We start from the raw sequence: 14,390 nt of genomic DNA on the forward strand, positions 1-14,390 counted from the left end.
GCTATATAAAACTTTTAAAAACAGAGTTGCGCAAGGCCCACTCCAACAACAATAAAATTCCCGCAAGGAAAATCAAGGGTCGGTACTTTTCGTCGTATTTGTAATATTTAAATTCCTCTATCTCGGTTTTTTCTAGTTTGTTGATCTCATCATAAATCTCCTCCAACTTTTCGTTGTCGGTTGCCCTGAAATATTTTCCGCCTGTTACTTTGGCGATGTCTTTTAGCAAGGCCTCGTCTATTTCCACCTGTCGCATACCATATCTAAAGGTGCCGTCCCTATTGTAAGCCACGGGAGATAAAGCATTTCCGTTCGTTCCCAAACCAATGGTATAGGTTTTTATTCCAAATTCCACAGCTAGATCTGCTGCAGTTTTGGGCTCTATAAACCCAGAATTGTTGACTCCGTCCGTCAACAAAATGATCACCTTGCTGATGGCCTTGCTTTCCTTTAGTCTATTGACTGAGGTTGCCAATCCCATTCCAATGGCGGTTCCATCTTCCAAATCGCCATAAGAGATTTCCCGAAGCGCGTTCAGTACGATGGACTTGTCACTTGTAATAGGAGTTTTGGTATAGCTTTCCCCTGCATATCCCACCAAACCAATCCGATCATTTGGGCGTTTTTTGATGAATTCACCCGCTACATTTCTTAAGGCAGTAAGTCTGTTGGGCTTTAGGTCACGTGCCAACATACTTGAGGAAACATCAATGGCCATGACAATATCGATTCCTTTTGTGGTTTTGGTCCTAGTGGAAATATCCTCAATCTGTGGGCGGGCCAAAGCGGTAATTATGGAGGCCAAGGCCAGCAATCGCAGCGCAAAAAGAACTGGTCTTAGTTTTGAGGCCAAACTACTAACGGTAAAACCTTTGATGCTTGAGATTTTTAACGAAGCCACTTCTTCCCGATGCTTGAAAAGATACCATAGCAAAGCCATTGGCAGCAGAAGGAACAGCCAAAAAAATTGTGGGTTTGCAAATTCGATATTATCAAACATTTATACCTGTGTTTTTACGTCAAGTGTTTCCAGCATACGCTTCACTATTTGTTCTGCATAGGCATCGCCCCTTTCATGATAGATGATTACCTGCTGTACAAATCCTTTACCTCCAAAGCACAAAATCATATATTCAATTTTGGCCGATTTCTTGGTCAACGGATGTTCGAACGAACCAGAACCATAGGTTTTTAAACCAGCCACTCCAGATTTTGTATTGAACTCATCGGTCTTGGTCAGCATATTTCTTACCCCCATGCTTTCAAATTGGGCCAGATTGGCCTCAACCACCGCTTCAAAATTGGGATCTACAGCTTCTTTATAAGTGGTAGAGTTGGTCGAAACAGAAAATAGACCGTCCACTTTTCCATTCATAAAAGTCTGATGCGATTTGATTACCTCTGCCGCTTCCGTGGGCAATTCCACTTCTTGTCGAATCAACACTTGAGGGGTTTCAATTTCTATTGGGGGATATCCATAGGAACTGGACACCCATTCCCCTTCCAACAAATCTTTGGTAGGATGACCAAAAACGGTATCCTTGACTTCTTTGAATCCAAAATAGACTATGGAAGATGCTCCTCCAATCACAATTAGTCCAGCAAAAATGGCAGCCGCCAAAATAATACGTTTCCGTTGTTTTTTCTTGGCCAATTCCAGCTGGTATTCTTCTGTAAGCATGAGTTCTTCTTCCGTGGGTTCCGGAAGGGCATCATGGGTCTTAACCACAATTTGTTCTACCATTTTCCGATCTTCCTCTGCTACGGAGGTGGATGGCCTTGACTTGGCAAATTTGACCAAATCAGCTGTTTGGAGAATTTTTTGGAATTGGACAATGGTATCATGGTCTAGGTCCAGCTGACCTGCATCTTTGAGCATTTCCAATTTGGAAATAAGCTGGTCCGTAGTACTTTCCAAAGCAGAAACGTGAACATCTTCTTCCAAATAAGAACGCACGATGTCCGTTAGTTCGGAATAATACTTTTTGTATTCGTCCTGAATGAGATATCTCGAATTTTCAAGCTTTTTTAGTTCTAATAAGGCACGGTCATAAGGCGGTAACAAGGCTTCTTTTTCTTCCTCGGTCAATGGCTTTTTTCGCAAAAAGAACCAATAGACCAATCCACCTATAATCAATAACGCCAACAGCACCCAAAGCACGATCATCCATATTTTGGCGTAACTTTTATCCACTTCGATTAGCGGCTTAATGTCGTACATCTTCTGTTTGGTGGTGTCCACCACAACATCAGCCACTTTAATGTTAAAAGAGTCAGTGAAAAAGGGTTGTTCGTTAATAGCAATACGCTGAGGTGGAATGGTATACGATCCACTGTCAAACTGTGTTAATGCATATATCTGCTGTAGAATTACCCTATTGTTGTTTTTGACCGTATCCTGCATTATGGCCTCCACGGACTCCAAGGGGGAAAAGGTTTGACCTTCCGGAAAATGGACAACATTCAGAGAATCGGTTTCCACTGTAATGGTATACTTGATTTGCTCCCCTATTTTGATGCCTGTAGTATCAATTTCCGCAGTGACTTTGGAAGCTTGTGAAAACCCGATGGAAGGAAGTAAAAAGAGACATAGTAAAACCACACCCCAAAGCAGTGGGGCTTTTCTTGGAACTTCCAATATGGGGGAACTTATCTGCTGCATTATCCTCTTCGTTTAAAGTAGCCCAACAATTTTTTCACATAACTTTCATCCACACGGCAATTAATTACCCCGCAACCTGATTTGGTGAAGGAATCCATGAAGTACTCCACTTTTTCCTTATGGAAAGTGCCATAGGCGTTCCTCACTTTTCTGGATCTTGTGTTCACCAGTTGGAGCGTTCCAGTTTCAGCATCAAGCATTTGAACCATACCCAAATTGGGGATGGACTCTTCCCTGGCATCATACACCCTAATCCCTGTCACGTCGTGTTTGTTGCCTACAATACGCAAGGTGTTGTCATAATCATCAGTAATGAAGTCCGACAGCACAAATACGATGGCCTTTTTCTTCATCACATTGGTCAAAAATTTAAGGGCTTCGGCAATATTGGTCTCGCTACTTTGCGGTTTAAATTCCAACAATTCCCGAATGATGCGCAAAACATGGCTTTTCCCTTTTTTAGGTGGGATAAAGAGCTCAACCTCATCCGAAAACAAGATTAAGCCGACTTTGTCGTTATTTTGAAGTGCCGAGAAAGCCAGCGTGGCTGAAATCTCAGTAATCACCTCTTTCTTGAATTGGTTGGTGGTTCCAAACAACTCGGAGCCACTTACATCAACCATCAGCATCATGGTAAGTTCCCGCTCTTCCTCAAAAACCTTTACGTAAGGTTCATTATACCTTGCAGTGACATTCCAATCAATGGTTCTTACATCATCCCCAAATTGATACTGCCTTACCTCACTGAAAGTCATCCCCCTACCTTTAAAGGTAGAATGGTATTCCCCACCAAAGATATGGTCGGAAAGACGCCGGGTCTTTATTTCAATTTTACGTACTTTTTTAAGTAACTCTTTCGTATCCATCAGTAAGCAAACCGTATTTAGGTTTCAGTTTTAGGTGATGGTAGGTTGTTGTTGGGAGATCACCTGTAAGACAAAAGTTCCTGCTAAGGAACTTCTACCTCATTGACAATCTTGTTGATGATCTCTTCGGAAGTGATGTTCTCAGCTTCGGCTTCATAGGTAATCCCAATACGGTGCCTTAGTACGTCATGTACAACAGCTCTTACATCTTCCGGGATAACATATCCTCTTCGTTTAATGAATGCATAGCATTTAGAGGCACTGGCCAAATTGATACTTCCCCGGGGAGAGGCACCAAAACTGATAAGGGGTTTTAAATTCTCTAGATTGTATTTTTCGGGATAACGGGTGGCGAACACCAAATCCAAAATGTACTTTTCAATTTTTTCGTCCATGTAGACTTCCCGTACCGCCTGTTGCGCGCTCAAAATTTGTTTTAGGGTAACTACAGGTTTCACTTCCTCTGTGGCGCCCTTGAGGTTTTGCCTAATAATTAGCTGTTCCTCGTTCAATTTGGGATAATCTATTACGGTTTTCAGCATAAAACGGTCTACCTGGGCTTCAGGAAGCGGATAGGTTCCTTCCTGTTCCACTGGGTTTTGCGTGGCCATTACCAAGAATGGCGCATCCAGTTTAAAGGTTTCATCCCCAATGGTCACCTGCTTCTCCTGCATGGCTTCCAAAAGTGCCGATTGTACTTTGGCAGGTGCCCTATTGATCTCATCCGCCAAGACGAAGTTGGCAAAAATAGGCCCCTTTTTTATCGAAAAATCGTTCTCTTTGATATTGTAGATCAATGTACCCACCACATCGGCAGGCAAAAGATCGGGAGTGAACTGAATTCTACTAAAACTTCCCTTAACCGCTTTGGAAAGGGTGTTGATGGCTAAGGTTTTAGCCAGTCCGGGAACACCTTCCAAAAGTATATGCCCTTGGCCTAAAAGTCCAATTAGCAGTCGTTCCACCATATGTTTTTGCCCAACAATGGCTTTGTTCATTTCCTGGGTGAGCAGGTCAATAAAAGCACTTTCCTGGGCAATTTTCTCATTCACAGCACTAATATCTATAGTAGTGTTTTCTTCCATATAACCTTTTATTCTTTAGGTATTTCTGTCAATTTTTTTCTAGATGTGCAAAATGAAAATTAATTTAAAATCCATCTGTTAATTAATGGTTAAAAAAATCCCCGGAAGCCCAGTTTTATGAAGGTTTTAAGGGTTTAATTTTATACTTTCATCCCGGATGCAAAATACAGATAAATTTTCCAAAGTTATTGCCGGAACCATGACATGGGGGAGTTGGGGGAAACAACTTTCCAAACATGGGATGATTGAATTAATGGAACATTGCCTGGAAAATGGACTTACCACCTTTGATCATGCCGATATTTATGGGGACTATACTACCGAAGCGGACTTTGGGAAAGCCTTTGCTGATAGCGGGATAGATCGATCACAAATTCAGATGGTGACCAAGTGCGGCATTCAGATGACATCTGGCAGGGACAACCGCCTGAAGCATTATAACTACGGAAAGGACTACATAATTTGGTCTGCCGAGGAGTCTTTGCGGAAACTGAAGACGGAGTACTTGGATTTGTTCCTGTTGCATCGCCCCAGTCCGTTAATGCATCCTTCGGAAATTGGAGAGGCCGTCAACCATTTGTTGGAGAGTGGAAAAATCAAGCAATTTGGGGTGTCCAATTTTACACCTTCACAGATAGCAATGTTGGAAAATGTGGTGGAAGTTGAGGCCAACCAAGTTGAGTTTTCCTTAACGCATACGGCGCCAATGTACGACGGAACTTTTGACGATTGCATAGCCAATAAAAGGCTGGCCATGTCATGGAGTCCTCTTGGGCTGGTTTTTAGAGAGGAAAATGCACAAACCGTGCGAATCAACCAAACCCTGTCCCAACTTGGAAAGAAATATGGCGTGGAGGAAAGCGAAGTTCTTTTGGCTTGGATGCTAAAACATCCTGCCGTTCCCAGACCTGTTATTGGAACCACCACCAAGGAAAGAATAGCTTCATCTGCCAAGGCCGTGCAATTGGATCTGGAATTACAGGATTGGTTTGCACTTCTGGAAGCAAGCCAAGGGCAGGAAGTACCTTAAACTTTATGTATGGAATTGAAGACTGCATTGATAACGGGAGCCACCAGTGGAATTGGTAAAGCAACCGCCGAGCTTTTGGCGAAAAATGGATTTAATTTGGTGCTATGTGGCCGACGAACAGATCGTTTAGACCAACTTCGGAACACATTGGGTGAACAAACCGAAGTTCATACCCTAACTTTTGATGTTAGAAATCGAGAGGAGGTTTTTAAGGCTTTGGAAAGTTTACCCCAAAACTTTTCCCAGATAGATGTGTTGATCAACAATGCCGGCAATGCCCATGGGATGGATTTTATTGATTCAGGAAGTATGGACGATTGGGATGCCATGCTTGACATTAATGTTAGGGGGCTGCTCCATGTTTCCAAGGCCATTATGCCACAAATGGTGGAAAGAAAGGCAGGGCATATTATCAATATCGGATCTCTGGCAGGGAAGGAAGTATACCCCAAAGGAAATGTGTATTGTGCCAGTAAATTTGCTGTTGACGCCATTAGTCAAGGGATGCGAATTGATCTTAATGAGCACGGTATTAGGGTTGGAGCGGTAAATCCAGGTCTGGTGGAAACGGAATTCAGTGATGTTCGATTTAAAGGGGATGCCAATCGGGCAAAAACCGTTTATCAAGGCTATCAAGCACTAAAGGCGGAAGATATTGCCGACATAATTCACTTCGTCATTACAAGACCATATCATGTAAATATCGCCGATTTGTTGGTGTTACCAACTGCACAGGCGGGTAGCACCATTGTGAATAAAAAATCATGATCAACAAACGCCTTCTGGTTAAAAACCTGCTTGCCCATAATGATGAAAATAGTTTTTACGACAAAAAACGATTTATTGCCATTGGGGAAAAGGAGGGGAAGGCGAAATTCTTAAAACATGTTTGTGCTCTTGCCAACAGCAATCCTTTGAATAATTCCTTTATTGTGGTTGGGGTGGAGGACGAGGACAATAAAATTGTTGGGGTTGATTTTTTTGACGATAGCAAAATCCAAAACCTGGTCAACGCCTACCTGGACAACCCGCCTATAATTTCATATGAGAACATTCCCTTTCCGCACCTTCCGGAAGGCAAAGTAGTGGGTCTGGTAACCATTCGTTCCAATGGTAAGGTATGCGCCCTTCGAAAAAATATCTGGAAGTATTACGGAGGAGCTGTTTTTTTTAGGGAAGGAAGTATAAGTCTTCCCAAAGCTTTTGATATTGAGCTCAAGGACATCAATTCAGAAGCGGTGGCCACCATAGAACAGCATGCCCGCAATAATATAGAATTGACCTTGGATGCCGTCATCAATTTTATAAACAACAGACACGCAGACCTCACTAGCGATTACAAAGTATTTAAGGAACAGTTTGTGGTTTGCTGGGCAGGAAACAAGAAAATCGTTAAGAACAAAACGTACTTTTCCAGGGTGGATATTGAACTGATCAACGAGCAGGTCAAATTATTTTATTCGGCCTTGGATGAAATCACGATAGACTATACCGAAGATTCCTTTACCATGCTGGAGTTTGTGCAATTGGGATTGGGAGCCGAACAAAAATATTATCCCTTGGAAGAAATGGTGATTACTTTTTCTGAGAATGGGAAATACACCATCAACAGCAAATTGGTATTTGAACCACCCCAATATGACAAGAAAACGCTGCACCATGTCTTGAATACCAACAATACATTATTGCAAAAATTGAAAAAGAACATTGGGCTCAACAAAGTTGAGATTGCGGATTTGATGCATTTACCTGCCACCTACCTCATTTGTTATCTGAACGGATTTGAAGAGGCCAAGGAGCAAATGGAACAGGCCCGGCCACTCATAAAACGACAGGACGCCAATATATATCAATCTCTGAAAGAATCGTTGCGAATACTCCGGAAGGTGAGGTACAATTAGGATTTTTTAAGCCAGATCATTTGATAGGGTTGGAGTTCCAACAGCCCACTTTTCACATCAATTTTTTTATCAGTTACCAGATCTTTTGGATTTCCTTTGGTGAAATAACCCAATTTCATCAACCAACCAGAATCTATGACTTGTGGATTTTCATCAAAATTGCAGATCACGATAATCCCTTTCTTGGCATCTTGGGTTCTTTCAAAAACCAGCATATGGCTATTTCCACTCTGATGCAGGACTAGATTGTTGGTGTCGGCCAAAACAGGGTTGGCCTTACGGACAGAGATTAGGTGTTTAAGGGTGTGATATACTTTGCTTTGGGGCAAATCCCCATTCCCAAGTTTTTTAACCACGCTCCAATCTTGTTGGGGGCGATTCACCCATCGGCTATCACCACTTTTGCTGGAATCCTTGGAATAGGAGTAATCGTTTAAGGTGGCAATTTCATCCCCGGCATAAATCATGGGAATTCCCCCAAACGATAGGATGATTCCGTGCAGCAAATTTATTTTGGAAATGGCATTTTCAAGCAGGTCTTTATGCCCGCTTTCCAAAGCTGATTCCAACCCTAATAAAGAGGCCGCACTGCCCGTGATTCTTCCGTCGCCCGTTTTGGGATTGTACATAAATAGCAAGCCTTTGGCGGGAGACCAATCCAATCTTTGACAATAATAATCCAATAAGAATTTCCGGTGCTGTTGTGGATTCCATCCCATCTCTCGGATAAAGGAATCATCGTACCCAAGACCTATGTCATCATGACAACGGATATAATTGATCCAGGTGCATTCCTTTGGTTTTGCAGGAACTTCGGTAAGGCTTTTGTAAAGCAGCCCTGTTTTTTTGGTGGCAATGGAGTTCCACAAAAGCGCCATAAGCGATGCGTTATAGGCTACTTCGCACTCATTGCCCAGTTTTGGTCCTTCGCCAAAATATTTGATGATGTCCTTGGGAGCCACAATGGCCTCCGCCAAAAAAATAGTGCCGGGAGCAACCACTTGTAGACACATGCGGAATAAGGACACCAAATTATGGGCTTCGGGCAAATTTTGGGAAATGGTCCCTATTTTCTTCCACAAGAATGCCAGGGCGTCAAACCGAACCACATCAACACCCAAATTCACCATTTTGACCAAGTTGGTCAGCATCGCCATAAAAACTTCTGGGTTGGTATAGTTCAGATCCCATTGATAGCTGTTGAAAACGGTCATCACCCAGCGATCCATTTCTGGGATATATGTGAAGTTGCCGGGTGAGGTTTCAGGGAATACTTCCGGAAGCACCTTCTCAAAGGCGTCTGGGATGGTCCTGTCTTCAAAGGTGTAGTAGTAATCCAGATATTTTTGCTCCCCTTTTTTCGCCTTTTTTGCCCATGGATACTCATCTGAAGTGTGGTTCACAACAAAATCCAGCATCAGTAAAATACCGTGTTTCCTAAAGGCGGAGGTTAACTTCAACAAGTCTTCTTGGGAGCCGTATTTTTTATCGACCTTCAGATAGCTGTTAACCGCATATCCGCCATCGCTTTCTCCCTTAGGTCGCGTGGTAATGGGCATTATATGAATAAAATTTACCCCAAGATCTTTGAAATAAGATATTTTTTTATGTAATCCCTTCAGGTCTTTGTTGAAGTTTTCCACATACAATTGCATCCCTACAATATTCTCGTTTTGGTACCAAGATTCGGCCTCCAAGCGTTCCAGATCTTGACGCTGAAGTTCATCTGGCCGAAGGGCATATAGCTTGGGTAAAAGTTTTAGTAGTTTATCAAAATCCTTGCTGTGCTTATCTACGGGATATAGTGAAAAGAAGAGCTGTTGGATCAAGCTAAGGTTGGTGCTTAGCCTTAAATCAAAAAGTGCCTTGGGAGTTTTGACATTTAGCCGATTTGAAACGAGCTTATGTAAAGCAGCTTGGTTCATCAGGCTTCCAATTGTGATCTAGAGGGGAGCGAGGGGATGGCTCCGTAGTTAGTAGTGGTGATGGCACCGGCCTTATTGGCCAAGGCCACCATGGGAATAAGGGAATCAAAGTCGTCCACGAGATGTTCAAAATTGTCCATATCTGCAATTTGTTTCAACAGACAACCAATAAAAGCATCTCCGGCACCTGTGGTGTCAACGGGCTTGACCTTAATGCTGGGGACGACTTGTTTGTTTTTGTCCATGCTTACCAAAGTCCCTTCCTTGCCCAGGGTTACCGCGATAATTTTTGTTCCAACGTGATGGAGAAAATCGCACGCCTCATTTAGGTCTTCCTTTCCAGATAGTAGTTGGGCTTCCTCCAAACTGAATTTGCACAAATGGGACTTTTCTACAAATGGCATACATTTTTTAATGAACCGTTGTTCGTTGTCCTTCCAAAGATCTCCCCTGAAATTTGGGTCAAAGCTGATAAACATTTCTTTGGTGAGCGCATCAAAAAGGTATTTACCATATGCCTTCTCTAGTTCTCCTCCCAGTAATGCGGTAGCGGCTCCCAAATGCATAATATTGCCATGAAAATCTTTCCTAAGAGATGGGTCATAGGTCAATTCCCGATCGGCACCCCTGCTGAAAACAAAGTCACGTTCGCCATCTTCAGCAAGTGAGACGAATGCAAGTGTTGTGAAAGTTTTTGAAATTTGGGCAAGGGATACATCGACCCCTTCTTTTTTTATGACATCCAGCAAGAACTTCCCGAAGGGATCTTCGCCAACCGCACCAATAAATACACCTTTACCTCCCAATTTGGAAATAGCACAGGCCACATTGGCCGGAGCGCCTCCTGCTTTTTTGGTAAAGATGGTGGCTTGGGTGAGGTCACTGCCCTGCTTTTCAGCAACAAAATCGATTAGCAACTCACCTACGCAGAATACTTTCTTCATTTTATCCGATACAATATCCCAATGTACATAGAAAATGGGACCACATCCAAAAATAGGGCAGGATTTATAGAAGTGTTCGGAACAACTTTACCCCAGTTTTTCATGATTCAATGTATTTGTGCGTATAATTGCCCAAAAATTTGGTTCATGAGAACTTTGGTAATTGGTGATGTTCATTCCGGCTTTAAAGCACTGGAGCAATTACTTCAGCGAGCAAAGGTGACGACGGATGATCACCTCATTTTTTTGGGGGATTATGTGGATGCCTGGAGTACTGCTGTGGAAACAGTTGATTTTTTGATGGAACTGAACAAGCATTACCAATGTACTTTCATAAGGGGCAACCATGACGAGCTATGCCGCGAGTGGTTGATTACCCAAAAAGAAAACCCGCAGTGGCTGGCCCATGGAGGCGCGGCAACAAGGGACTCTTATTTGGCTGCAAGCAAGAAAAAATGGGAAAAGCACTTGGATTTTTATGCAGGGCTGCAAAACTATTTTTTGGACAAGGACAATAGACTGTACCTGCATGCTGGATATACCAATTTAAAGGGTGTGGAATATGAGTATTTTGACCAGCTTTTTTACTGGGACCGAACCCTTTGGGAACTGGCCAAAGCCTTGGACCCCAACATGTCTCCCGATCATCCTAACTTCCCACAAAGGTTAACCCATTATAAGGAGGTGTTCATTGGGCACACCCCATTATCCAAAATAGGGGAAGCCGTACCCCAAAAGGGCGCCAACATTTGGAATGTGGACACAGGAGCTGCTTTTAAGGGAGCCTTGACCATGATGGATGTGGAGACCAAGGAGTATTGGCAAAGCGATCCCGTTCACACCTTTTATCCGGGAGAACGTGGGAGAAACTAACTTAGAATTTACCCGATTTGTGCTTGTCTTGCCATTTGGCCAACTCAACCCATTGCCCTTTATAGGCCATTTTGGCCTGCATGGGCCAGGAAGCCGGGTCGTGAATTCGGTAGCGATCCCCTCCTGAATTAAGTACTTCTTGACATTTTACAGTGGATATTTCCGAGAGGTCTTTCCAGGTCTTGATTCCAAAATTATGGAACAGCCCTTCTATTTTTGGCCCGATACCCTCTACTATCTTGAGGTCATTTTCCTTTACTCGTTTTTTCAAGGCAGCTTTGGCGGCATCGGCATCAAATCCTTTGGATTTACTTGATGAAGGAGTAGCAAGGGAGTTGGAAATGGATTCTGTTTTTTCCGTTGCGGCTTCATCAACCAGCTTTTTGTAGCACGCTTCCAGTTCAGCTTTCAATCGGGCATTCTCTGATTCCAGAGTTGCCAGTTCTGCAGAGGAATCAACAACTGCGGCATCCTTGCCTTTTCCAATTAAATAACCCAAGATGCCAGCAATTAGGCCTACCAAAGCTGGAATAATCCAACACCAAATATTAATATTTTCAGCACTCATAATTAGTGGTTTAAGGTTTTTCTTCTTCCTTCTTCTGAATCAATGCATACGACACAGCTCCCAAATAAACATTGCCTTCCTTTTCCATTTCCTCATCCAGTTTTCCCAACACTTTGATTTGACCGGAAGGAATTCCCGAAATGATAAAATGGTTTTTAACGGATTGTGCCCGTGCCAAACCAAGATTGGGATACGGGGTATTGTTTTCTTCTTTAGGTGTAAAATGTCCAATGATATTGACAACGGAAGAGTCGTTGGCAATCAAATAGTTCCGTAAGGTCTCAACCCCATCTTTCAATTCCTTCGAAATGGGCATTAGAAAGGTAGGGTTGGAAGGATGGAAATCAAAATTGTCCTTGATGTTGAGTGCAAAGCTCCCGTCACTAAGGGCAAAAGGGTAGGTCAGTTCTTTACTTGACTGTTTCAGAACTACCGAATTTTCCAATTGACGGGGTTCCTGATTTGCTTCGTTAAGACACCCACTGCAGAGATTGAGATACATCCAAGTTCCAATGGCAATAACTGCCACTATCCCTAGCAGGTATAAATTCTTGTTGGACATCGGAACAAAAGTTAGTGTTCGTACCTACAAAATATTAAAAAAATGCTAAAGAATCAGGGTTTAACCGATAGAATCCTAGGGACTTATGTCAATTATTCGATTCTGAAAAGATATCATTTCAACTAACGAAGTATCAAAAAAGACCAATCATACAGTTTTCATGACCAATGGTAACTTTCCGATGGAACCTCAAGCGGAATAATGGGAAATTTGTACCATATATATTAGGTAAGGAACCCTATTTCTCCCGACCAAGTTCCGGCATTGAAATAGGGTTTAATTTAAGTTTGAGTTAGTTAAGTTGGTTTAAAGAAAGCCGATGCTGCGTTTGTACAGCAACGGCTTCTTTATTTTTAAAGATCAAATTTGATGCCTTGGGCCAACGGAAGTTCTGTAGTATAGTTGATTGTGTTTGTTTGCCTACGCATATACACTTTCCATGCGTCAGAACCACTTTCACGACCACCTCCGGTTTCTTTCTCACCTCCAAATGCACCGCCAATCTCAGCTCCGGATGTACCAATGTTTACATTGGCAATTCCGCAATCACTTCCAGAAGCGGACAAGAATCGTTCCGCCTCCCTTAGGTTATTGGTCATAATTGCGGACGATAAACCTTGAACAACACCGTTCTGTTGCGCAATGGCGTCCTCAACGTTTCCTGAGTATTTTAAAAGATAAAGAATGGGTGCAAAAGTTTCTTCCTGTACAATCTGAAAACTGTTTTTGGCCTCCACAATAGCAGGTTTTACATAGCAGCCACTTTCATAGCCCTCACCAGTTAGAACACCACCCTCTACCAAAATGGAACCACCTTCCTTCTCGGCTTCTTCCAAGGCTTTTTGATACATGGCAACCGCATCGGTATCGATCAGCGGTCCTACATGATTGTTCTCATCCAGTGGATTTCCAATACGAAGTTGTTGGTAGGCATCGGTTACTGCTTCCTTTACTTGATCGTAAATAGATTCGTGGATAATCAATCTACGGGTTGAGGTACAGCGTTGTCCTGCGGTACCCACAGCTCCAAAGACCGCCCCAATCACCGTCATTTTGATGTCGGCATCAGGTGTAACAATGATAGCGTTGTTTCCGCCGAGCTCCAATAAGGATTTACCCAATCTGGCAGCAACCGCTTGCGCCACTATTTTGCCCATTCGGATAGAGCCCGTTGCTGATACCAAGGGAACCCTTTTATCCGTGGTCATCATTTCTCCCACTTTGTAATCGCCATTGATCAAGCAGGAGATACCTTCGGGAAGGTTATTTTCTTTTAAAACTTCGGCAATGATATTTTGACAAGCCACACCACACATTGGTGTTTTTTCAGAGGGCTTCCAAACACAAACATCTCCGCATACCCAGGCCAAAGCCGTATTCCAGGCCCAAACGGCCACAGGGAAGTTAAAGGCCGAAATGATTCCGACAATTCCCAGAGGATGGTACTGCTCATACATGCGATGCCCTGGTCGTTCCGAGTGCATTGTCAATCCATGCAATTGACGGGAAAGACCAACAGCAAAATCACAGATATCTATCATTTCCTGAACTTCTCCTAAACCTTCCTGGTAGGATTTTCCCATTTCATAGGAAACCAATTTTCCAAGGGGTTCTTTAAGCTCACGAAGTTTCTCACCAAATTGACGAACCATCTCACCTCTTTGGGGAGCAGGAACCAATCGCCATTCCTTGAAAGCCGATGTGGCGGCTTGCATTACTTTTTCGTAATCTTCGGATGTGGTGCTCTTTACCTTTCCGATCAACGCTCCATCCACAGGGGAATAAGAAGCTATGGTATCTCCTGAACCGAAGTTGTTTGAACCGGTGGAAGTACCTTCGTTTATTTGGTTTAAGCCCAATTTTTGAAGAGCTTCATCTATTCCAAATGATACTGCAGTTTCTGACATTTATAACTTTTTATAGGTGTATTGTTATATTTCGCAAAAATACGAATATTCCCGATGAACATAGCGA

At 42.9% G+C, this 14,390-nt stretch carries 13 protein-coding genes; 4 read left to right on the plus strand and 9 right to left on the minus strand.

Annotation, left to right across the window (positions count from 1 at the left end; all coding sequences use genetic code 11):
* Position 1: 1 nt before the first annotated feature.
* The 4 genes from ACRHOZ_RS09125 to ACRHOZ_RS09140 all read right to left on the minus strand — a co-directional run bounded on the left by ACRHOZ_RS09125 (position 2) and on the right by ACRHOZ_RS09140 (position 4,613).
* Positions 2–1,000, minus strand: coding sequence for a vWA domain-containing protein (locus tag ACRHOZ_RS09125; protein ID WP_431124888.1), 999 nt, complete (start codon positions 998–1,000; stop codon positions 2–4).
* The gene (locus tag ACRHOZ_RS09130; protein ID WP_431124890.1) at positions 1,001–2,662 is read right to left on the minus strand and encodes a BatD family protein; all 1,662 of its coding nucleotides are present in this window, start codon (positions 2,660–2,662) and stop codon (positions 1,001–1,003) included.
* Positions 2,662–3,528: a DUF58 domain-containing protein gene (locus ACRHOZ_RS09135; RefSeq protein ID WP_431124893.1), complete on the minus strand. Its 867-nt coding sequence runs from the start codon at positions 3,526–3,528 to the stop codon at positions 2,662–2,664. The genes ACRHOZ_RS09130 and ACRHOZ_RS09135 overlap by 1 nt, the downstream gene beginning before the upstream one ends.
* Before the next feature lie 83 nt (positions 3,529–3,611).
* Positions 3,612–4,613 (minus strand): AAA family ATPase, encoded by a 1,002-nt coding sequence (locus tag ACRHOZ_RS09140; protein ID WP_420401243.1) that lies wholly within the window; start codon positions 4,611–4,613, stop codon positions 3,612–3,614.
* A gap of 157 nt (positions 4,614–4,770) precedes the next feature.
* Between ACRHOZ_RS09140 and ACRHOZ_RS09145 the strand changes: the two genes are divergently transcribed.
* Genes ACRHOZ_RS09145 through ACRHOZ_RS09155 form a run of 3 tightly spaced genes read left to right on the plus strand, consistent with a single transcriptional unit; the run spans position 4,771 to position 7,544 of the window.
* Positions 4,771–5,643, plus strand: a complete 873-nt coding sequence (locus ACRHOZ_RS09145; protein WP_431124895.1) for an aldo/keto reductase — start codon at positions 4,771–4,773, stop codon at positions 5,641–5,643.
* 9 nt (positions 5,644–5,652) lie between these two features.
* Positions 5,653–6,411, plus strand: coding sequence for an SDR family NAD(P)-dependent oxidoreductase (locus tag ACRHOZ_RS09150; protein ID WP_431124897.1), 759 nt, complete (start codon positions 5,653–5,655; stop codon positions 6,409–6,411).
* On the plus strand, positions 6,408–7,544 hold the full coding sequence (locus ACRHOZ_RS09155) for an ATP-binding protein (protein ID WP_431124899.1): 1,137 nt from the start codon (positions 6,408–6,410) through the stop codon (positions 7,542–7,544). Before ACRHOZ_RS09150 ends, ACRHOZ_RS09155 begins: the two co-directional genes overlap by 4 nt.
* Here ACRHOZ_RS09155 and ACRHOZ_RS09160 read toward each other — a convergent pair.
* Together ACRHOZ_RS09160 and ACRHOZ_RS09165 are read right to left on the minus strand one after the other, a co-directional pair.
* Positions 7,541–9,469 (minus strand): amylosucrase, encoded by a 1,929-nt coding sequence (locus ACRHOZ_RS09160; protein WP_431124901.1) that lies wholly within the window; start codon positions 9,467–9,469, stop codon positions 7,541–7,543. The two genes, ACRHOZ_RS09155 and ACRHOZ_RS09160, sit on opposite strands and share 4 nt — an antisense overlap.
* Positions 9,469–10,413 (minus strand): carbohydrate kinase family protein, encoded by a 945-nt coding sequence (locus ACRHOZ_RS09165; RefSeq protein ID WP_431124903.1) that lies wholly within the window; start codon positions 10,411–10,413, stop codon positions 9,469–9,471. The genes ACRHOZ_RS09160 and ACRHOZ_RS09165 overlap by 1 nt, the downstream gene beginning before the upstream one ends.
* A 147-nt stretch (positions 10,414–10,560) precedes the next feature.
* Here ACRHOZ_RS09165 and ACRHOZ_RS09170 point away from each other — a divergent pair, with 147 nt between their 5' ends.
* Positions 10,561–11,286 carry a metallophosphoesterase gene (locus ACRHOZ_RS09170; RefSeq protein WP_431124905.1) on the plus strand — a complete coding sequence of 242 codons (726 nt, stop codon included), beginning with the start codon at positions 10,561–10,563 and terminating at the stop codon, positions 11,284–11,286.
* Position 11,287: 1 nt separating this feature from the next.
* Here ACRHOZ_RS09170 and ACRHOZ_RS09175 read toward each other — a convergent pair whose 3' ends face one another.
* The 3 genes from ACRHOZ_RS09175 to amaB all read right to left on the minus strand — a co-directional run bounded on the left by ACRHOZ_RS09175 (position 11,288) and on the right by amaB (position 14,323).
* Complete coding sequence (locus tag ACRHOZ_RS09175) at positions 11,288–11,854, minus strand: hypothetical protein (RefSeq protein WP_431124908.1); 567 nt, start codon at positions 11,852–11,854, stop codon at positions 11,288–11,290.
* A gap of 10 nt (positions 11,855–11,864) precedes the next feature.
* Entirely contained in the window at positions 11,865–12,416 is a 552-nt protein-coding gene (locus ACRHOZ_RS09180; protein WP_431124910.1) for a hypothetical protein, read from the minus strand.
* 353 nt (positions 12,417–12,769) lie between these two features.
* On the minus strand, positions 12,770–14,323 hold the full coding sequence (gene amaB, locus ACRHOZ_RS09185; protein ID WP_431124912.1) for an L-piperidine-6-carboxylate dehydrogenase: 1,554 nt from the start codon (positions 14,321–14,323) through the stop codon (positions 12,770–12,772).
* Between the last annotated feature and the right edge of the window lie 67 nt (positions 14,324–14,390).

Source organism: Flagellimonas flava, from assembly GCF_050617915.1.
Classification (GTDB): domain Bacteria; phylum Bacteroidota; class Bacteroidia; order Flavobacteriales; family Flavobacteriaceae; genus Flagellimonas; species Flagellimonas flava_A.